This window comes from Gluconobacter japonicus (assembly GCF_002723975.1).
Lineage (GTDB): Bacteria > Pseudomonadota > Alphaproteobacteria > Acetobacterales > Acetobacteraceae > Gluconobacter > Gluconobacter japonicus.
Window position 1 is genome coordinate 186,147 of the sequence record NZ_BEWO01000003.1, and the last position, 18,664, is coordinate 204,810.

General features: G+C 57.9%; 16 protein-coding genes. 11 read left to right on the plus strand and 5 right to left on the minus strand.

The genetic code is table 11. The features are described 5' to 3' along the window. Positions 1-276 precede the first annotated feature (276 nt). Positions 277-1,731 carry a protein adenylyltransferase SelO gene (locus GJA01_RS03320; RefSeq protein WP_062503876.1) on the plus strand — a complete coding sequence of 485 codons (1,455 nt, stop codon included), beginning with the start codon at positions 277-279 and terminating at the stop codon, positions 1,729-1,731. A gap of 4 nt (positions 1,732-1,735) precedes the next feature. On the opposite strand, the gene GJA01_RS03325 is transcribed toward GJA01_RS03320, so the two are convergent. After that, positions 1,736-1,939: a hypothetical protein gene (locus tag GJA01_RS03325; RefSeq protein WP_010504113.1), complete on the minus strand. Its 204-nt coding sequence runs from the start codon at positions 1,937-1,939 to the stop codon at positions 1,736-1,738. Positions 1,940-2,065: 126 nt separating this feature from the next. On the opposite strand from GJA01_RS03325, the gene GJA01_RS03330 reads away from it, so the two are divergent. The 7 genes from GJA01_RS03330 to mdoH all read left to right on the plus strand — a co-directional run bounded on the left by GJA01_RS03330 (position 2,066) and on the right by mdoH (position 10,501). Then, the gene (locus GJA01_RS03330; RefSeq protein ID WP_082785263.1) at positions 2,066-3,433 is read left to right on the plus strand and encodes an adenosylmethionine--8-amino-7-oxononanoate transaminase; all 1,368 of its coding nucleotides are present in this window, start codon (positions 2,066-2,068) and stop codon (positions 3,431-3,433) included. Further along, positions 3,430-4,608 carry an aminotransferase class I/II-fold pyridoxal phosphate-dependent enzyme gene (locus tag GJA01_RS03335; protein WP_062503874.1) on the plus strand — a complete coding sequence of 393 codons (1,179 nt, stop codon included), beginning with the start codon at positions 3,430-3,432 and terminating at the stop codon, positions 4,606-4,608. The genes GJA01_RS03330 and GJA01_RS03335 overlap by 4 nt, the downstream gene beginning before the upstream one ends. Next, positions 4,605-5,231 (plus strand): alpha/beta hydrolase family protein, encoded by a 627-nt coding sequence (locus tag GJA01_RS03340; protein ID WP_062503873.1) that lies wholly within the window; start codon positions 4,605-4,607, stop codon positions 5,229-5,231. The genes GJA01_RS03335 and GJA01_RS03340 overlap by 4 nt, the downstream gene beginning before the upstream one ends. Then, positions 5,224-5,991: a methyltransferase domain-containing protein gene (locus GJA01_RS03345; RefSeq protein ID WP_062503871.1), complete on the plus strand. Its 768-nt coding sequence runs from the start codon at positions 5,224-5,226 to the stop codon at positions 5,989-5,991. The genes GJA01_RS03340 and GJA01_RS03345 overlap by 8 nt, the downstream gene beginning before the upstream one ends. Further along, positions 5,988-6,638 (plus strand): dethiobiotin synthase, encoded by a 651-nt coding sequence (bioD, locus tag GJA01_RS03350; protein WP_023943821.1) that lies wholly within the window; start codon positions 5,988-5,990, stop codon positions 6,636-6,638. Before GJA01_RS03345 ends, bioD begins: the two co-directional genes overlap by 4 nt. Before the next feature lie 165 nt (positions 6,639-6,803). Next, complete coding sequence (locus GJA01_RS03355) at positions 6,804-8,351, plus strand: glucan biosynthesis protein (RefSeq protein WP_062503869.1); 1,548 nt, start codon at positions 6,804-6,806, stop codon at positions 8,349-8,351. Next, entirely contained in the window at positions 8,327-10,501 is a 2,175-nt protein-coding gene (gene mdoH / locus GJA01_RS03360) for a glucans biosynthesis glucosyltransferase MdoH (RefSeq protein WP_062503868.1), read from the plus strand. Before GJA01_RS03355 ends, mdoH begins: the two co-directional genes overlap by 25 nt. A 40-nt stretch (positions 10,502-10,541) precedes the next feature. Here the strand turns inward: mdoH and GJA01_RS03365 are convergent, their stop codons facing one another. Then, positions 10,542-10,961: a winged helix-turn-helix transcriptional regulator gene (locus GJA01_RS03365; protein WP_062018069.1), complete on the minus strand. Its 420-nt coding sequence runs from the start codon at positions 10,959-10,961 to the stop codon at positions 10,542-10,544. 103 nt (positions 10,962-11,064) lie between these two features. Between GJA01_RS03365 and GJA01_RS03370 the strand changes: the two genes are divergently transcribed. Continuing rightward, complete coding sequence (locus tag GJA01_RS03370; protein ID WP_062503866.1) at positions 11,065-11,829, plus strand: SDR family oxidoreductase; 765 nt, start codon at positions 11,065-11,067, stop codon at positions 11,827-11,829. Positions 11,830-11,896: 67 nt separating this feature from the next. Here GJA01_RS03370 and GJA01_RS03375 read toward each other — a convergent pair whose 3' ends face one another. Continuing rightward, the gene (locus GJA01_RS03375; protein ID WP_023943831.1) at positions 11,897-12,379 is read right to left on the minus strand and encodes a hypothetical protein; all 483 of its coding nucleotides are present in this window, start codon (positions 12,377-12,379) and stop codon (positions 11,897-11,899) included. Between the two features lie 233 nt (positions 12,380-12,612). Here GJA01_RS03375 and GJA01_RS03380 point away from each other — a divergent pair, with 233 nt between their 5' ends. Continuing rightward, complete coding sequence (locus GJA01_RS03380; protein WP_253783284.1) at positions 12,613-14,724, plus strand: S9 family peptidase; 2,112 nt, start codon at positions 12,613-12,615, stop codon at positions 14,722-14,724. A gap of 40 nt (positions 14,725-14,764) precedes the next feature. Here the strand turns inward: GJA01_RS03380 and GJA01_RS03385 are convergent, their stop codons facing one another. After that, a complete protein-coding gene (locus GJA01_RS03385; RefSeq protein ID WP_062503861.1) occupies positions 14,765-16,078 on the minus strand; it encodes a lipopolysaccharide biosynthesis protein in 1,314 nt (437 codons plus the stop codon). Between the two features lie 228 nt (positions 16,079-16,306). Between GJA01_RS03385 and GJA01_RS03390 the strand changes: the two genes are divergently transcribed. Then, positions 16,307-17,422 (plus strand): CDP-glycerol glycerophosphotransferase family protein, encoded by a 1,116-nt coding sequence (locus GJA01_RS03390; protein WP_062503859.1) that lies wholly within the window; start codon positions 16,307-16,309, stop codon positions 17,420-17,422. Between the two features lie 36 nt (positions 17,423-17,458). Here GJA01_RS03390 and GJA01_RS03395 read toward each other — a convergent pair whose 3' ends face one another. Continuing rightward, positions 17,459-18,646, minus strand: coding sequence for a lipase family protein (locus GJA01_RS03395; protein ID WP_062503857.1), 1,188 nt, complete (start codon positions 18,644-18,646; stop codon positions 17,459-17,461). Positions 18,647-18,664: the final 18 nt, after the last annotated feature.

Below are 18,664 nucleotides of genomic sequence, written 5' to 3' on the forward strand. Positions count from 1 at the left end.
TCATGAATAGAGAATACTATCTTTTCCGTCACCTCCCCCTTTCTCCCTGAAGAAAAAATCTTTTCAAAAAGAAGAGTCACTTCCTTCCAAAACTTGTTTCTTTTCGAAGAAACACCAACACGAAACTCTGTGCGGAAATGTCTTTTTATGACTGTGCTTCACTGGCGTTTGGAATTCCATGGTAAAAACCTCCATAAAAATCCTGTGAGTTCTTTCATGATCTTCCGCGGTGTCCCATGTGAGAAGGCACCAGCATCCATTTGACAGAGACGTTTCATGCAGCTTCTTCGCCAGTACGCCACCCTGCCGGAACGGTTCTCTACCCCCCTGCAAAGCCGTCCTTTTCAGGCGCCTCTCCTGATCGCGCTGAATGAGCCGCTTGCCATAGCTCTTGGACTCTCACCCGAGTGGCTGAAAAGCCCTGCCGGAATGTCCCTGCTCTCTCACGGCCTGCGTCCGGACGGCCTTCCCTCTGTCGCCATGGCCTATGCGGGCCACCAGTTCGGGCATTTCGTTCCTTCTTTAGGAGATGGGCGAGCCATGCTGGTAGGAGAACTTCAGGACTTGCACGGACAGGTCTGGGATCTACACCTCAAAGGCTCCGGCCCAACCCCTTTTTCACGTCGCGGAGACGGACACGCAGCATTGGGGCCAGTCCTGCGCGAATATATTGTCAGTGAAGCAATGGCCGCTCTGGGTATTCCGACAACCCGCGCTCTCGCCGCCCTTGCAACCGGAGAAAATGTTCTTCGGGAAACGCTGGTGCCCGGCGGCGTCATTGCACGCATTGCCACAAGCCATATTCGCGTTGGCACGTTCCAGTACTTTGCAGCACGCGGAGATCTGGAAGCCCTGCACATTCTCATCGATCATATGATTGAGCGCGTCTATCCAGAACTGGCGACCAGCCCCAATCGTGCTCTGGCGCTGCTGGAAACTGTCGTACGCCGCCAGGCCCGGCTGGTCGCCCAATGGATGCTTGTCGGCTTCATCCATGGCGTCATGAACACGGACAATATGTCCATCGCCGGAGAAACCATTGATTTCGGTCCCTGCGCGTTCCTTGACGCCTATGATCCGGGGCAAGTTTTCAGCTTCATTGACCAGAATGGCCGCTACGCCTACGGCCAACAGCCAGACATGGCACTATGGAATCTGGGCCGCTTAGCAGAAGCTCTTCTGCCGTGCATTGATCCAGATACGGACAGTGCCGTCAAAATGGCAACAGAAGCCCTGACAGGTTTCGACGATATCTTTGGAGAAGCCTATCTCGCAGGCTGGCGTCAAAAACTGGGGCTAGCGACAGAGCAGAAATCTGACACTACGCTGATTTCCAGACTTCTGACCCTGATGCATCGCAGTGAAGCAGACTTCACTTTGACGTTTCGTGAACTTTGCAATGTTGCCCAGACCGGCAAGGCATTGAGCTTCCTCAATATCTTCAAGGATCAGGCGCCAGCGACTGTCTGGCTACAGGATTGGCAACACCGCCTTGCCCCGGAGACGATAAGCGCGGAAGAGCGTGCGTTGGCGATGAAAGCCGTCAACCCGCGGATCATTCCTCGCAATCATCATATTGAGGCCGTCATTACAGCCGCTGTGGCAGGCAACTACGCGCCTTTCCATCGTCTGAGAGAAGCTCTGTCGCATCCTTTTGACGATGCAGACGATGGTTTGGATCAGCCCCCCGCCCAGCATGAGCAGGTTCGAAACACGTTCTGTGGAACCTGACGGATCAGGCGCCCTGCAAGGTCAAACGGCTGTTGTTGAAAAGACGTCTGACCTGACAATAGAGCGCCAGAAGATCTGGCATGCACGCATTATGCAATGCCCGAACACTCTCATGCGTCGCATAGAATCGCAGAGTGTTCATGCTGCTGTTCATGATGGCCGTTCCCAGAAACACGCCGTTGACATGAATAACCTTGGAATTCAGCATCGATCCTGACCTTGATTGTCCTTCCAACCGCGAAAGAACGTCCTTTCTGCCGCCACCGACACAGGTCAGGGCAGTGCAATAACGGGGTTCATGCCAGATCGTTTCCCGTTAAAGCGTGACCTTTTTATGATATCTGATGACAGCATCATGGCCGGGGGGATGGACTTGCCCCGGACCATGCGGGAAAACGCTGGAATGTCCTGTACAGTCTCACCCGCCACAGTCTCATCCACCGAGGCGAACCGTTCCGCGGCCGACCTCCCGCATCTTTGGCTACCCTACACACAGATGCAGACCGCTCCTTTCCCCGTGGAAGCCGTCCGCACATCCGGAAGCCGCATCACGCTGGCGGATGGTCGCGAACTCGTGGACGGTGTGGCGGCCTGGTGGACAGCCTGTCACGGCTACAGCCATCCGCACATCCAGCAGGCGCTCATCCAGCAGGCGAGCGCCATGCCCCATGTCATGTTCGGGGGCATGGTCCATGAGCCGGCGCGCCGTCTGGCCGCGCGACTGGCAGAGCTTCTGCCCGGCGATCTGGAACGGACATTCTTCACGGATTCCGGCTCGGTCGCGATGGAAGTCGCGGTCAAGATGGCCGTGCAGTACCACATCAATCGCGGAACAGAGGGACGCACGAAAATGCTGTCCTTCCGTGGCGGCTACCACGGGGACACGCTGGGCATGATGTCCATCTGTGACCCCGAAGAGGGGATGCACAGCCTGTTCGCAGGCGTACTGCCAAAACAGGTTTTGGCTGACCTGCCCGTCGATGACGCCAGCACTGCCCGGCTTGAAGCCCTTCTGGAAAAGGAAGGCCACACGATCGCCGCCATCGTCACAGAGCCTCTGGTTCAGGGCGCGGGCGGCATGCTGTTTCACAACCCCGAGGTGTTGCGTCGTCTGCGGGAACTCTGTGACCGCTTTGGTCTCCTGCTGATCCTCGATGAGATCTTTACGGGCTTTGGCCGGACCGGGACCATGTTCGCCTGTGAGCAGGCCAACATCGTGCCTGACATCGTGGCCCTTTCCAAAGCCCTGACCGGTGGAACCATGGCACTGGCGGCCACCGTTGCAAGAAGGAGCGTGTTTGAGGCGTTCCTGTCGACGGAAGGTGGCAAAGCACTCATGCATGGCCCGACTTTCATGGCGAACCCATTGGCCTGTGCAGTCGCCAATGCGTCATTGGATCTGTTCGAACAGGAGCCACGCCTTGAACAGGTCGCCCGGATTTCCGATCAGCTTCGCCGCGAACTAGAACCCTGCCGAACGATCCCGGGGGTCAAAGATGTGCGCGTGCTGGGCGCAATCGGCGTGGTCGAGCTTGAGAAGATCGAAAACCCGGATGTCCTGCGTCGCGCCTTCGTCACGCACGGTACCTGGATCAGACCTTTCCGCAATATCGTGTACCTGACACCGGCCTTCACGATCACACCCGCAGACCTTTCCCGCCTGACGTCCAGCATCGTGACCGTTCTTCAGGACAAAGCATGACCGTGTTTGACGCCCATTTCGCTGCGGCCCTTCAGAAACGTGAGACAGCCGGAACTCGCCGGAGTCTCCGCCCTGTCACCCGCGAGACAGGCGCCATCCTGCGCGATGGGCAACGCCTGATCGACGTTTCCTCCAACGATTATCTGGGCCTTGCGGATCATCCCCTGTTGCGGGAAAGGGCAGCGGACTGGGCCCTCCGGTATGGAACCGGCGCACGGGCTTCCCGACTGGTCTGCGGCACGCTGGATCTGCATCACGCGGTTGAAGAGAAACTGGCCCGATTCAAGCATTGTGATGCAGCACTGCTATTTGCCTCAGGCTGGCAAGCGAATGCCTCAGTTGTCCCCGCACTCTGCGCCCTTTCGGTGGCTCAGACCGGCCATCCAATGATCGTGTTTTCGGACCGGCTGAACCATGCCAGCCTGCATCATGGATGTGCGGCAGCAGGCGTCCGGCAGGTGCGGTTCCGCCACAATGACCTTGCCCATCTGGAAACACTCCTGAAGCGCGAAGCCGCCACACCCGGCTTGCGGATGATCGTAACTGAAAGCGTATTCTCCATGGATGGAGACCGTGCCGACATCCCGGCTCTTCGAGCGCTGGCAGATCGCTACGACGCATTCCTCTACGTCGATGAAGCCCATGCGACTGGCGTTCTAGGGCCTCATGGACAGGGTCTTTCGGGCGGTCTGGCTGATTTGACCATGGGCACATGCAGCAAAGCCCTCGGCGGAATGGGCGCCTACATCGCCGGCTCCCGGCTGCTCTGCGACTATCTGATTAATCACGCCTCAGGGTTCATCTACAGTACGGCACTCCCTCCGGCAGTTCTCGGGGCCATAGATGCCGCGCTGGACGTCATTCCCGGCATGGACACGGAACGGACAACCCTGCTGGGACAGGCCGAGACACTCCGGCCCCTCCTGAACAACGCCGGGTTCGATACAGCCGAATCCACGACGCAGATCGTCCCCGTTCTGATAGGCGAGGCCCAACGCGCACTAGACGTCGCAACAGCATTGGAAAGCGAAGGGTTGCTGGCGGTCGCAATTCGCCCTCCCACCGTTCCCGCTGGAACGGCACGGTTACGGATTGCCCTGCATGCCGGCCTTCAGGATGCCGATATCAAGCGACTAGCCGAAGCCATCATTCGACTGGCCGGAAACGAGCAATGACCCTTCCCCTGTACCTCGTGCATGGCTGGGGATTTGATGCGTCGTTCTGGACCGCCATGCTGGACCACTTACCGGGCGTCGAGGCCTCCATCGTAGACGCTGGTTATTTCGGTGCCCCCTTCCATCCGCCATTACTCCAGGCCCCTTATCTCGCCGTCGGTCATTCAGCAGGCAGCCTTACCCTGCTGAGTCAGGATCTTCCGGGGTGCGAAGGTCTTGTCCTTTTCAACGGATTTGCCCGCTTCTCTGCTACCGACGACTTTCCAGACGGTGTTCCCGCCCGTGTTCTGGAACGGATGAGGCGCCAGCTCCAGAAATCGCCAGAAGCCGTTCTGGCTGACTTCCGCAAGCGATGTGGCACGGATGAGCCACTCCCCGGCCCTCCTGCTCTCGAACGCCTTGATGCCGGACTGGAAAAACTGCTTCTGGATGACGCTAGGGAGCAGGCTGCCAGATGGGGCGACCGCCTTCACTGGATGACAGGGCGGTCAGATCCGTTCCCACCAGCCCGGTCCGGCTTTGCCAGTCCCGGCTCCACGGTGGACGGAGGTCATCTCCTGCCCCTGACGGAACCCGCTCTTTGCGCCAACTTTATCAGGCAATGGTCGGCACGCCATGGATGAGCGCAAGCACCAGATTGCCCAACGGTTTGACGCGGCACAGGATTACAATGCAGCAGCAGATATCCAGTATCGCTGCGCCGAACTTCTGGCCGAACGCATCCGCGAAGAACTGGCACAGTCACGCCCGACACGGATTCTGGAATTTGGCTGTGGTACAGGCTTCCTGACCGAACAGCTTGCAACTGCCTTCCCTTATAGCACCCTGATCGCTACGGATCTGGCACCCGGCATGATTACCCGGGCACAGGAACGACTGACAGACCGGCCTGTCACATTCCGCGTCATGGATGGCGAATATCCAGACGTGGACGGCCCTTTCGATCTGATCGCGTCCAGTCTTTGCTTTCAATGGTTTGAAGACCGCCCAGCCGCTCTTCAGCGCCTGTGCCAGAAACTTGCCCCCGGCGGCTCTCTCATGCTCACGACACTTCTGCCGGGGAGCCTTGGGGAATGGCGCTCCTCCTGCGAGCAGGAAGGCACACCCTGTGGCGTTCCTTCTTATACGGACACATCAGCCCTTCAATGGGAATGGCCAGAGGATGGCTCTGGAATGTGGGACGTCACCACCCTCCACGATCCAGTCCCAAATGCCCGTACCTTCCTGCATAGGCTGCGCCAGATCGGTGCCTCCCTACCCCAGTCTGGCAGTACTCCGGCAAGTCTAGGCGTCCTGCGTCGCGCCATGCGCCACTTTGACAGGCACCATCAGGCTGTGACCTACAGGATTGGCCTCGGAATTTTCAGAAAGGACACTCCATGAACAGTTTTCGCGGCGTGTTCGTCACCGGAACAGACACGGAAATCGGCAAAACGCTTGTCAGCGCGATCCTGACGAAAGCGTGGAACGCTACTTACTGGAAACCACTTCAGACCGGGTTGGCTGATGAAGCAGGTGATACACCGACCGTCCGCACCCTTGCCGAACTCACAGCCGACCGAATCATTGCCCCGGCTTACGGATTGCAGGCCCCGCTAGCGCCCTTGGCCGCTGCCAATCTGGAAGGCGTGACCATCAATCCTGGCCGTCTGGTGCTCCCGGCCGTACAATCCCCCCTCGTGGTCGAAGGCGCAGGCGGCCTGATGGTTCCGATCCGGGAAGACATGCTGATGATTGATCTGATCCAGCAGATGGATCTGCCCGTCGTTCTTGTCGCCCGAAGCGGGTTGGGCACAATCAACCATACCCTTCTCAGCCTGGAAGCACTTCGCAGGCGGGGAATTCCGATTCTTGGCGTCGTCCTCAGCGGACCTGAGAATTCAGGAAATGCGCGGGATATTGAAAGGTTCGGGAACGTCCGGATACTGTTCAGCGTTCCACATCTTGAAGAAATAAATGAAACGGTTGTTTCTGAAATATCCGACCGCGTGCCACCTTTTTATGTCTGCCAGCAACAGAGTTCACAATGATGTGTCCTTTTCCGGCTCTGCCATGAAAAGGACATGCCCAACCCTTGTGAAATAACTCTGCAATCATAGAACGTCTCTTCGCAACGAACTGCATCCGGCGTATCGGTGGGACATAACCACTCCGATTTCGGAAGTTTGGTAGAAACTGGGACTGTAGGGAAAAGTATGAGTATCCTGCGTCGTGATCTGGTAAAGCTTGGAGCTGGGATGTCCCTTATGGGGGCTTCCGGTGGCCTGGCTTATGCTCAGTCCGCGCCGCCTGCCGCAAAGCAGGCTCCAAAAACTGTTCCGTTCGATAACGGGACCGTTCGCGCTATTGCTGAAAAGCTCTCCAGATCGCCCTACGCTCCTCCCCCCCAGAGTCTGCCCTCCGCAATCGCCAATCTCGATTTCGATCAGTTCCGTGGCATCGCGTTCAATCCGGACCGCGCCTTGTGGCATGGCCAGAATCTGGCTTTCGAAGTTGAGTTTTTCCCGCGTGGCTTTCTCTACAAACCCCGGATCGGGATGAATGAAGTGATTGGCGGTCAGTCGACCCCGATCGCCTATGATCCAGACCTCTTCACCTACGCCAACTCCATGCTGCGCGTAACCGACGATCTGGGTTTTGCCGGCCTCCGTCTGCGCTATGCCATCAACACCCCCGGCGTGATGGAAGAATGTGCTGTCTTCCTCGGAGCGTCCTACTTCCGGGCCGTCGCAAAAGGTCAGAATTACGGTCTTTCCGCCCGTGGCTTCGCAAACGGAACAGGAAATACCAAAGGGGAAGAATTCGCGCTCTTCCGTGAATTCTGGCTGGAAAAGCCTGAACCCGGTGTTGAATCCGTTGTGATCCATGCCCTGCTGGACAGCCCATCCGTCACAGGAGCGTTCCGCTTCACGATCCGTCCGGGTGACACGACTGTTTTCGATGTCCAGTCCTCGCTTTTCCCGCGTCAGGACATTACAGAATCCGGCGTCGCACCGCTGACCGGCATGTTCTATTTTGATGCCAACGAGCACAACCACGTCGATGACTGGCGTCCGGCCGCTCATGACAGCGAAGCCCTTCAGGTCTGGACCGGCTCGGGCCAGCAGCTTTATCGTCCGCTCGTTAACCCGACAGATCTCCAGTTCTCAGCCTTTCAGGACAGCAGCCCGCATGGCTTTGGCCTGATGCAGCGCAAGCGTTCCTTCCACGATTACGAAGATCTGGCGCTTAACTACGAAAAGCGCCCCTCCCTATGGATCGAGCCGATTGGGAACTGGGGCGACGGCGCCGTCGATCTGGTGGAAATCCCGACGCCCAATGAAGTAAACGACAACATCGTGTCCTTCTGGCGTCCGAAGGCACCGCTCAAGGCCGGTCAGGAGTACAGCTTTACCTATCGCATGTACTGGGGCTGGGACACACCGTGGCCGACACCGCTGGCTCGCGTAGGCGGGACCCGGATTGGTGCGGTAACGGATCACGCCGATGCCCGCATGTTCGTCATCGACTTCACGGGGGCACCTTTCCAAAACCTTCCGGCGGATGCGCATTTTCACCTGATCTCACAAAGTACGCCGGGTACGATCCGCAATGTCGTTGTAGAGCCCAACCCGAACATCAAAGGCTGGCGCACCACTTTCGAGTTCGTACCGGGGGATGCCAAAGCCTCCGAGCTTCAGGCCCAGTTGGCAAACGATCAGGGGCCGGTTTCTGAAAAATGGATGTATCGTTGGACGCCGTGACAGATTTTTCCCCGTCCGAAGCCCCTTTTCTTCCCCGTGAAGCTCCGCTCAAAATGGAGCCTCAGAACCTCCAGCAGCAGCCGGATCGCCACGGGCGCCCCTTCCGCATTCTGGACACAACACCGAAGCTGCTTTGGCTGCGGCGGTTGTTCGTGTTTGGTACGGCCATTCTGCTGACAGGCTTCGGTGTTTATAAAATCAACCAGGTTTTCAACTCGCTCGGTGTTTCGACATTGGGCGTGATTGTTCTGGTGCTGTTTGCCATTCTGGGCTTCTGGATCGCGCTATCCTTCACGTCCAGCCTTGGCGGATTTGTGTCTCTGATCTGCCGTGGTGGGTTAGGCCTCGGTATCCAGCGCACGGGCGCACTTCCCCGTCTGAAGGCCAGAACCGCCGTCCTGATGCCGACCTACAATGAAGACCCGACGCGGGTTCTTGCAGGTCTCAAAGCCATCTACGACAGTATTCTGGCGACCGGCCAGATTGACGCATTTGATTTCTTCATCCTGTCAGACACAACCAACCCGGATGTCTGGCTACAGGAAGAGCGGGCTTTTCTGGCGTTCCGTCAGGCTACTGGCGATCATCAGCGCATCTTCTATCGCCGCCGTCACCAGAATACGGACCGCAAAGCCGGAAACCTGCATGACTGGGTGGTACGCTTTGGTGGCTCCTACCAGCAGATGCTGACGCTGGATGCCGATAGCGTCATGGATGGCAGCCTGATCGTCCGCGTCGTGTCTGCTATGGAAAACCATGATGGCGTCGGCCTGATCCAGACACTTCCAGTGATCGTTGGCGGCCGCACACTTTTCGCACGGATGCAGCAGTTCGCCGGGCGTGTTTACGGCCCCCTCATCGCGCATGGAATTGCGTGGTGGCATGGCTCGGAAGGCAATTACTGGGGTCATAATGCGGTTATCCGCACCCGTGCCTTTGCCGAACAGGCTGGCCTCCCGCATCTGAAGGGCCGTCCTCCCTTCGGTGGCCACATTCTGAGCCATGACTTCGTTGAAGCCGCTCTGATGCGCCGCGGTGGCTGGGCCATTCACATGGTGCCAGGGCTCTTCGGCTCATACGAAGAGAGTCCTCCCTCGCTAACGGACGTCGCTATCCGTGACCGCCGCTGGTGTCAGGGCAATCTTCAGCATGCCAAGATCCTTGGAACAAAGGGCCTGCACTGGGTCAGCCGGACCCATATGCTCACCGGCATTGGCTCGTACGTCATGTCCCCGCTGTGGCTGCTATTCCTGCTGTTCGGAATTCTGATTTCCCTTCAGTCGCATTTCTATCATCCGGAATATTTCGGCACGAAACCAACGCTCTATCCGCACTGGCCGCGCGTTGACCCGGTCCAGGCGAAGTTCGTGTTCATCGGCACGATGGGCATCCTGCTGGCACCCAAGGGGCTGGCGTTTATCGCCATGCTGTTTGACCGTGCAGCACTCCGGGGGTCAGGCGGTGTTCTCAAACTGTTCCTGTCCATCATTCTGGAAACACTGATTGGCGGCCTGATTGCCCCGATTGCCATGCTGATCCAGACATCCGGTGTGATTTCCATCCTGCTGGGCCGGGATTCCGGCTGGAATGCCCAGAACCGCGAAGATGGTCGGGTTTCCCTGCGTGAAGTTGCGCGTGGCTATTGGGTTTACACGGTTTTCGGCGTCCTTCTGGCCGCAGCGGCCTGGTCTGTTTCGCAGGCGCTGTTCCTGTGGATGACGCCCGTGCTGCTGGGGCTTGTTCTGGCTATTCCACTGGCGGCCCTGACGGCAAGCCGCGATGTCGGGCTGGGATTGCGCAAGGCTGGCCTGCTGCTGATCGAGGAAGAAACGGCTCCGCCGCCAATCCTGCGCCTTGCGGCAGAGAATGATCGTCTGCGGACTGAAGCCATGCATGCGCCGCATCAGCCGCCAGAAGAAGCTTTTGCGTTGCTCCGGACAGACCGTACCTTGCTGGACGCGCATCTCGGCGCCCTTCCTCCAGCCCGCAAACCGGGAAGTGCCATTGATGCAAACCTTCTGGTGGGTCTGGTCAAGCTGAAGGAAGCCTCGTCTCTCAAGACCGCTCTTTCCAAACTGAACCGTCAGGAAAAAGCTGCTGTCCTTGGGTCTGCCGAAGGTGTGGCCCTGCTCGAAAACCTGCCTGAGTAAGCTCATTCCACGCCTGACACCATTCTGTCAGGCATGGACTTCATCTGGCATCAAACGCCGTCCGGGCGGCTTCCACTTCCGTCAGATTTTTCTCCGCCCAGATCCAGACCCCGCAGAACGCAGCGCCGAGGCTTAGACCCAGCGGCGTGAGACGATAGTCCACGCGCGGCGGGATGACAGGATGAATGGTTCTGGTCACCATGCCGTCGCGCTCCATATGGCGGAGCGTCTGTGTCAGCATTTTCTGGCTGATGCCCTCAACCTTGCGCGCCAGTTCCGTGAAGCGCAGTTCTTTATGCTCTTCCAGCACTTCCAGAATAATCATCGTCCACTTATCGGCCACACGTCCGATCAGATCTGTCACCAGTCGCCCAACACGCACGTCACACTCGGTCGGCGCTGTCTCAGCAAGCCGCTGGGCACGGCGCTCTGGAGACGCCTCATAGGGATTATCCGTCATGGGCCGCTCTCCTTTTGGTGCGTATAAATCTTTGAGGTGCCTTCTTCCCGATCAACGATAGCCCGCTAGATAAAGTGTTCCAATTCATGAAGGAGCAACTCCGATGAAACAGACTGGAAATACAATCCTGGTAACCGGTGGCGGCTCGGGCATAGGACAGGCCCTGGCACAGAGGCTGCATGACGCGGGCAATACAGTCATCGTTGCCGGACGGCGGAAGGATGCTCTGGAAAGCGCCATTGCAGGCCGTCCCAACATGCACGCGCTGACACTGGATATTGAGAGTGCTGACGGCATCGCCGATTTTTCGGATCGCCTTCTGAAAGCCTATCCAGACCTGAATGTCGTTATCAACAACGCCGGGATCATGCGGTTTGAAGATCTCACCAAAACCCACGATCTGACAGACGCTGAAGACACGATCACGACGAACCTTCTCGGCTCAATCCGTCTCATCAACGCCCTGACCGATCATCTGGTGAAGCAGCAGGACGCTGTCATCATCAATGTGACGTCCGGGCTGGCGTTCGTCCCGCTCACCACCACGCCAACCTATAACGCCACGAAAGCCGCAATCCATTCCTATACGATCGCTCTTCGCGAAGTCCTGAAAGGGAAAGTCGAAGTCATTGAACTGGCCCCGCCTGCGGTCCAGACGGGACTCACGCCAGGACAGGAGACACGTCCGGGCTATCAGCCTCTCGATGACTTTTCCGATGAGGTCATGGCACTGCTTTCCCAGCAGCCAACACCCCGGGAAATCCTTGTGAAACGTGTCCGCTTTCTGAGATTTGCCGAAGCCAACGGGCAGTTTGACGACACGCTGGTCAAGCTGAATGCGTTCGCTGCAAAGGCGCGCAACGGCTGACACCAGAAACGAAAAAAGCCCCGGAGGATAACCCCCGGGGCTTTTTCAGGACGAAAACTCAGAAGTCTCAGTTGTTGAGGCTCTGGGCCTTTTTGAAGAGATCACGGCAGACCAGAACCTGCTTGTCTTTCGGCAGCGTGGAAATGTCGAAAGGCGTGTTCGTGCTGGTCTGGAGAAGGCCGCGACCACCCAGTGAGTAGTACTGGTCATTCTGCACATCCGGGCGCTTGGCCAGCGTGCGGGACGCAGAACGCGGAGCCGTACCCAGAGACAGCTTCTTGTGGATACAATAGGACGTCAGACCTGCCACATTGCCAGCCTGTGCGCTGTCAATGGACGGCATGCCGTTTTCACCCAGCGTGCCCGGCGTTGCTGCGGTTGCAACACCATTGATGCCACCCACGGCCTGAACATGGTTTGGCGTGATAACGGCCTGAGTTCCCGGCGGAACAATCGGCTGACCCGGCTGTGGCGCCGTCTGGGCAACAGCAGCACCAGAGAAAGCCAGACCAAGAGCAGCGAAAGCGGCAAAATACTTATTGGTATTCATGGAGGAAATCTTTCCATGTCTGATATGATTACATGACGGCTATTGAGACCCAACCTCCCGGAGACAAGCCCCGGTCTGAAAAATCATCCGCCGTTGCATGAAGAACACCTGAGAAGCCTTCTGGTTTCTTTTCCGATTATTTTTCCCGATACCGTCCTCTCTGATCCAGCTTTGAATATTCCCGCCATCCTGGCGGATTGAGTCATCCGCATTTCTGCGCCAAGGTTTCGGCCATGTCAGAAACCCAGCACCCCTTCCCCGTTCCGCCCGCTCCCAAAAAGGAGCCTTTCTCAACCACGCAGCTTGGCCGGACCCGCACCGATTCCTATGCCTGGATGAAGGATGAGAACTGGCAGCAGGTTCTGCGTGATCCGTCCGTTCTGCGACCGGATATTACCGAGCACCTCAAGGCTGAAAACGCCTACGCCGAGAGCGTGCTGGCCGGTATGGAGCCGCTCCGCAAAGAACTTCTGCAGGAAATGATCGGGCGCATCCCGCCGGCTGAAGAATCCGTGCCTGTCCCGGATGGCCCATGGGCCTACTACAGCCGCTTTGAAGATGGCGCCCAGCATCCGCTTCGGGCACGCCGCCCGCGCGACGGTGGGGACGAGCAGGTTCTCCTTGATGTGGATGCCCGCGCCAAAGAATTCGATTACTACGCCCTCGGCGGAACAGCTCACTCCGCCAATCATCGCTACTTCGTGTATTCGGAAGACGTGCAGGGATCAGAAGTCTATCGCATCCAGGTCAAGGATCTGGAGAGCGGTGAGCTTTGCGCCGCACCGGTTGAAAGCACGACTGGCAGCTTCGCCATTTCGCCAGACAGCGCATGGCTGTTCTGGATCTTCCGGGACGACAACGGCCGCCCATCCCGGATCTACCGCCGTCCGCTGACGGGGGGCGAAGATGTTCTGGTCTTTGATGAAACCGACCCCGGCTTCTTCCTGAGCATCGGCACCAGCGCGTCCCGCAAGTGGATTGTCATCGAACGCGGCGACCATGACACGAACGAAACGCTGCTGATCCCAGCCTCTGAACCAACCGCCCTGCCAGTCGTGGCTGCTCCGCTGATCCGTGGCGAGCGTTATTCTTTCACGCACTGGAATGACCGTTTCATCATCCTCACCAACGCTGGTGACGCTGTCGATTTCCAGCTTATGCAGACGCCTGATACGGCCACAGGACGGGAGAACTGGGCCCCGTTCGTACCGTATCTGGAAGGGCACTATATTCTGGGTGCAACCGCGTCCCGCAATTATCTGGCCTGGTCAGAGCGGAAGGACGGCAACGTTCATATCCGCGTGGTGAAGGCCGGTGTCAGCGGGGATGTTCGCAGTCAGGCCGTGACCATTGGCATGGACGAACCGGCTTACGATCTGACGCTTCAGGGCGTTCTCGAATATGAAGGCTCGGTCCTGCGCTACGTCTACCAGTCCCCGACGACCCCGGCACACTGGTATGACTACGATCTCGCTACCGGAGAGCGCACACTCCAGAAGGTTCGTGACGTTCCGTCCGGACACGATCCGGAAAAATACGAGACACGTCGCCTGTTCGCGACGGCCCCGGACGGGGAGCAGATTCCCGTGACGGTCCTGATGCGCAAGGGACAGGTTCTGGATGGGTCCGCGCCCCTGCTGCTTTACGGTTACGGCTCATACGGCATTGCCATGGACGCCAGCTTCTCCACAACGGTTTTCAGTCTTGTGGACCGTGGCTGGGTTTATGCCATCGCGCATATTCGTGGCGGCTCGGAAAAGGGCTGGAACTGGTTCCTGCAAGGACGTGGCAAAACCAAGCCCAATACCTTCACGGACTTCATCGCGTCAGCGAACTATCTCGTGAAGCAAGGCTACGGCTCCGCAAGCCGCATCGTGGCCCATGGTGGCTCGGCGGGTGGTCTGTTGATGGGCGCTGTCGCCAATATGGCGCCGGATCTTTTTGCCGGGATCGCCGCGCAGGTGCCGTTTGTGGACATGCTTAACACCATGTCCGACACGTCCCTGCCCCTCACGCCACCGGAATGGCCGGAATGGGGAAATCCTTTGGAAGACGAGGACGCTTACGACCTCATCGCCAGCTATTCGCCTTACGACAACATTCAGGCACGGCCTTACCCGCCTATTCTCGCCATGGGTGGCCTGTCCGACCCGCGCGTCACGTATTGGGAGCCCGCGAAATGGATTGCCAAGCTGCGTGAAGTGGCCTCAGGCGGCCCATTCCTGTGCCGCATCAACATGGATGCAGGCCATGGCGGATCATCCGGGCGCTTCAAGCGGCTGGAAGAAGTCGCGCTAGTGCAGGCTTTTGCAATCTGGGCCATGGACCGCGCGCCTCTGCGCTAACAGATAACGGTCTGGCCCATACCAAAACGTGGGCCAGACCTCACTCCGGCTTCGGTTTCCCGATCCGCCCCCCGAATATCCAGACACCTGCAAACCGTGAGAGCAAAATGGCCGCGTTGCAGGCTGCTGTTGTCAGGCACGCACCCGCCAATCCGAACTGCATGGTCAGCACGTAAAGGGCTGGGAAATAGATCGCCATAATAGCCGTCCGGCTGGTCATCAGGAACTTCACGTGCCCCACGACGATCAGCAGGGGCTCCAGCGGAATGACCAGCAGACTGAAGACCGCGGCCATCAGCATGATGGAAATATAGAGCGATGTGTGATGTACATGAACATGCAGCATCAGCCTGAAAATCTTTGAGCCAAACACGGCAGAGAGCAGCAGAAGCAACAATGACAGGGCCGTCAGGACGCCAAACATCTTCCATGTGACGCGCTTGAGGCCCTTCCAGTCCTGCTTGTCCCGCATCTTGACCAGTTCCGGGTACAGCACCGGCGAGATGAGCTGGGCGGGTGTGACAATCCCGTCTGCGATCTGACGGCAGACGCGGAAAACAGCAGCCTCCGCCGGACCAAGGCCATTACCCACCAGAAGCGTCGCTACATGCCCGGAAATATTGCCGAGCGTCTGGTTCACACTGGCTGCGCGGGTGAACTGCCACATACCGGGAATCTGCCAGCGCCAGCTCCGGTAGGCCTGGAAATAGCGGAACCTGAACTTCTGCCGCAGGATGTCCATCGCGTAATAGAAGTAAAATCCGTAGTCGATGATGATGGCGAGCGCCCACATCGCCAAAAAATATCCCAGCTTCAGATGCAGGACATATCCCAGCAGAACGCCAAGCGTTTTTACAACAGCTGCACAGGTATCGATGATGGGAACAAGATGGAATTTTCCTGCCATTCGCAGGATGCCATTCGCCCAACCCGAATACATGAGCGGACTCACAATCACATACAGATCCGCCAGAAACCGCACATGCCGGGACCATTGCGCCGTCACCCCATAAACCTGCACGGCAATCAGCCCGAACAGAATGGCAAAAGCAGCAGACAGCGTATCCAGCCGAATACAGAAGTGAACCACCTTTCGCAGCAGATCCGTATCGTTTTTCGTAAACGCATCACTGCCGAACCGGATGAGCGTCTGCCAGGACTGCATACGCGACAGCACAGACCCCGTAGAGGCCAGGGAATGAATGAGGATCAGCAGTCCGAAATCAGACAGGCCCAGCGCCCGTACCGTAAATGCAATGTAGACGAAGCTGCACAGTGCATTGACGACACGGCCGACGGTGAGAACACTGACATTTCGGAAGATGGATCTGAAAACGGAGTGTTCGGCGGACATGCGGGCTTTCTGACCACAAAGCCCCCCGGGTGTCCATGCCGGAAGCCATATCTTCGCCTCTGGCCCGATTCCTTGACAGTCAGAGGGTGAGGATTATGAACGAGGCCATATTCCATGTCTTTGAAGCGCTTCAAAGACATTCGCACCCGGTCTGGCTTTCGCTTTCCGCACACGTCATTCCGGGCATAAGCCGCAGGTCGCGGTGACGTCAGGACGCAACAGACGACCATGAACATCGCCTTCATCTATATTGCAGAACCGTATCAGTGCTATCACACAGCCTCTGTCGCCAGCGCTCTTGCCGCCATTCCCGGATGTGAGGTCACGGAATACTACAGCTTCCCCGAGACCGTGACCCATCTAAGCCGTATCCGTCGCGCCCTTGGCGTTCCTGCCCTTCCACTCAAACCCTTTCCCAAATCATGGAAGGCAAAAGTGCTGAAGAAGGCCCGGCGTCTCGATCAGGAACGACTGCTGGTTCTGCGTGAAAACGTGGCTGAACTGAACCGGTATGACGTAGTGGTCGCGACGGAATATACGGCCGGTGTTCTGAAAGAAATGGGGCTGAAGGGGCCGAAACTGGTCCTTCTGATGCACGGCGCGGGAGACAGATACGTCAATGACGAGCACCTCGTGCGAGAGTTTGATCTGACGCTCGTTCCGGGCCCGAAGGTGGAGACGTATTTCCGGGACAAGGGCCTGTTCCAGACGGGTGCGTCCCAGATCGTGGGCTACCCGAAGTTCGACGTCTTTGAAGCCGTTCGCAAAGAGAACGCCATCTCATTCCCGGATGGCCGACCATTCGCGCTCTACAATCCGCATTATCAGCGTGCGCTAACATCGGCACCGGCCTGCATGACCCCTCTCATCAAGGGGTTTAAGGCACAGACCGAATACAATCTGGTTGTGGCCCCGCATATCAAGATGTTCCACAAGGGTTTCGGCATCCGGGAACGTCAACTCAAGCGGCAACAGAGCACGGATGTTCTGGTCGATACTGGCTCGGACGCCATGCTGGACATGACTTACACGTCCCAGGCCGCTCTCTATATCGGGGATGTCAGCAGTCAGGTTTACGAGTTTCTGGCGATACCGCGCCCGTGCATCTTTCTAAACCCACGACGGATACCGTGGCGGGATGATCCCTATTTCCTGCACTGGACGTTAGGCGATGTCGTGGAGGATCCGGCAGACATCATGACGGCCGTGGCGCAGGCGCAGGAACGCCACGCACTCTACAGGCCCGCTCAGGAAAAGCTGTTTCAGGAAACGTTTGGGGAGCCTCTGCTTGGCGCTTCACAACGTGCCGCAGAGGCGATTGTCCGCTTCATGTCGGACATATGAGAAACCCCGAATGACGAACATCCGGGGCTAAAGGCATCATTGTGGGATCGGCGTGCACTGCGGCGTCACAGGCTCGCCCGCCATAACCGCCTTGGTAAAGGCCGCGGAATCCGGCAGAGACGCATTCACCGTCTGGGAATGATCCAGCCCCTTGTACAGATGCGCCTGTACCACGGTTCCAGCCGCACAGGCTGCCTTGACCAGACCCACCTGTAATTGCGTCGGCACGTCTTCATCAGCGGTTCCGGTACCAACAAAGAGAGGCTGTGCCAGTTTCAGCGTCGGATACATCATACCCTTCATGGCCGGAGACATGGCTTTGGCATAGGTTGGCTGAAGTGCATTTGCCAGCGTCAGGCCATCTTTCTCTGCCAGATCAGACAGACCCGTCAGGCATGACGTTTCTGCCGCCTTGAAGGCTGGCATGGCCTTGGGCGTAAACGCCTCTTCCGGACGGAAATGCGGGTTCAGGCCCGCGTAAGATGATCCAATCAGAAGCGTATAGGCCACAAGAGGGCTGTAGCCCGTTGCCTGACCAGCCTGCGCCAGCATAGCCGAGAGAATTTCCGGAGTCAGGTAGGGAATACCCGTTGCGACAGTTCCACGGATGTTGAGGTCCGGCGCGTAGGCAGGAGCGAAAGCTGCGGAAGCGAAAGCAGCCCCACCACCCTGAGACTGACCAACGATCATGATCTTGTTCTGGAGACCCGGAACCGATTTCAGTGCAGCGCGGACGGAATCCAAAACACTGTAAGCTTCGGCCCGCGTGTTCAGATACGGATGAACACCCGGCGTTCCCAAACCCTGATAGTCTGTCGCGACAATGGCGAAGCCGCGCTTCATCCATTCCGAAAGATAGTGTGTGTTGCGGGCACTGTACGGATTCAGGGAGGGGGCACAGCTATCGTCGTTGCCCACGGTCCCATGCGCCCAGGCGACAATTGGCCAGCCACCGGCAGGAGCTTCCCCCGCAGGAACAATCACCTCAGCCGTCACGGGCACGAGCCCTTTCCCCGTCACACCATCCGTCGAAAGATAGGTAATGCGCAGGGATTTCCCCGCATCCGGAAGACTCAATGCGTCCGCCAGAGGGCCTGAACTGACAAGTGCTCCGGCTTTGCGGGCTTTATCCGTCGCAGCGGCTTCAGCCGTTGAGAAGGCAGCGACAAGGCACAGACCACTCAGCGCGAAGCCCAGTGTCCGGCAAGAAAGGGATGCGTGCACAATTCTTCCTTCTCAGTT

Bases quoted from the DNA above. Each gene is read 5' to 3' on its own strand.
- GJA01_RS03320 (WP_062503876.1), top strand. From the start codon at position 277: ATGCAGCTTCTTCGCCAGTACGCCACCCTGCCGGAACGGTTCTCTACC.
- GJA01_RS03325 (WP_010504113.1), bottom strand. From the start codon at position 1,939: ATGCTGAATTCCAAGGTTATTCATGTCAACGGCGTGTTTCTGGGAACG.
- GJA01_RS03330 (WP_082785263.1), top strand. From the start codon at position 2,066: ATGATATCTGATGACAGCATCATGGCCGGGGGGATGGACTTGCCCCGG.
- GJA01_RS03335 (WP_062503874.1), top strand. From the start codon at position 3,430: ATGACCGTGTTTGACGCCCATTTCGCTGCGGCCCTTCAGAAACGTGAG.
- GJA01_RS03340 (WP_062503873.1), top strand. From the start codon at position 4,605: ATGACCCTTCCCCTGTACCTCGTGCATGGCTGGGGATTTGATGCGTCG.
- GJA01_RS03345 (WP_062503871.1), top strand. From the start codon at position 5,224: ATGGATGAGCGCAAGCACCAGATTGCCCAACGGTTTGACGCGGCACAG.
- bioD (WP_023943821.1), top strand. From the start codon at position 5,988: ATGAACAGTTTTCGCGGCGTGTTCGTCACCGGAACAGACACGGAAATC.
- GJA01_RS03355 (WP_062503869.1), top strand. From the start codon at position 6,804: ATGAGTATCCTGCGTCGTGATCTGGTAAAGCTTGGAGCTGGGATGTCC.
- mdoH (WP_062503868.1), top strand. From the start codon at position 8,327: ATGGATGTATCGTTGGACGCCGTGACAGATTTTTCCCCGTCCGAAGCC.
- GJA01_RS03365 (WP_062018069.1), bottom strand. From the start codon at position 10,961: ATGACGGATAATCCCTATGAGGCGTCTCCAGAGCGCCGTGCCCAGCGG.
- GJA01_RS03370 (WP_062503866.1), top strand. From the start codon at position 11,065: ATGAAACAGACTGGAAATACAATCCTGGTAACCGGTGGCGGCTCGGGC.
- GJA01_RS03375 (WP_023943831.1), bottom strand. From the start codon at position 12,379: ATGAATACCAATAAGTATTTTGCCGCTTTCGCTGCTCTTGGTCTGGCT.
- GJA01_RS03380 (WP_253783284.1), top strand. From the start codon at position 12,613: ATGTCAGAAACCCAGCACCCCTTCCCCGTTCCGCCCGCTCCCAAAAAG.
- GJA01_RS03385 (WP_062503861.1), bottom strand. From the start codon at position 16,078: ATGTCCGCCGAACACTCCGTTTTCAGATCCATCTTCCGAAATGTCAGT.
- GJA01_RS03390 (WP_062503859.1), top strand. From the start codon at position 16,307: ATGAACATCGCCTTCATCTATATTGCAGAACCGTATCAGTGCTATCAC.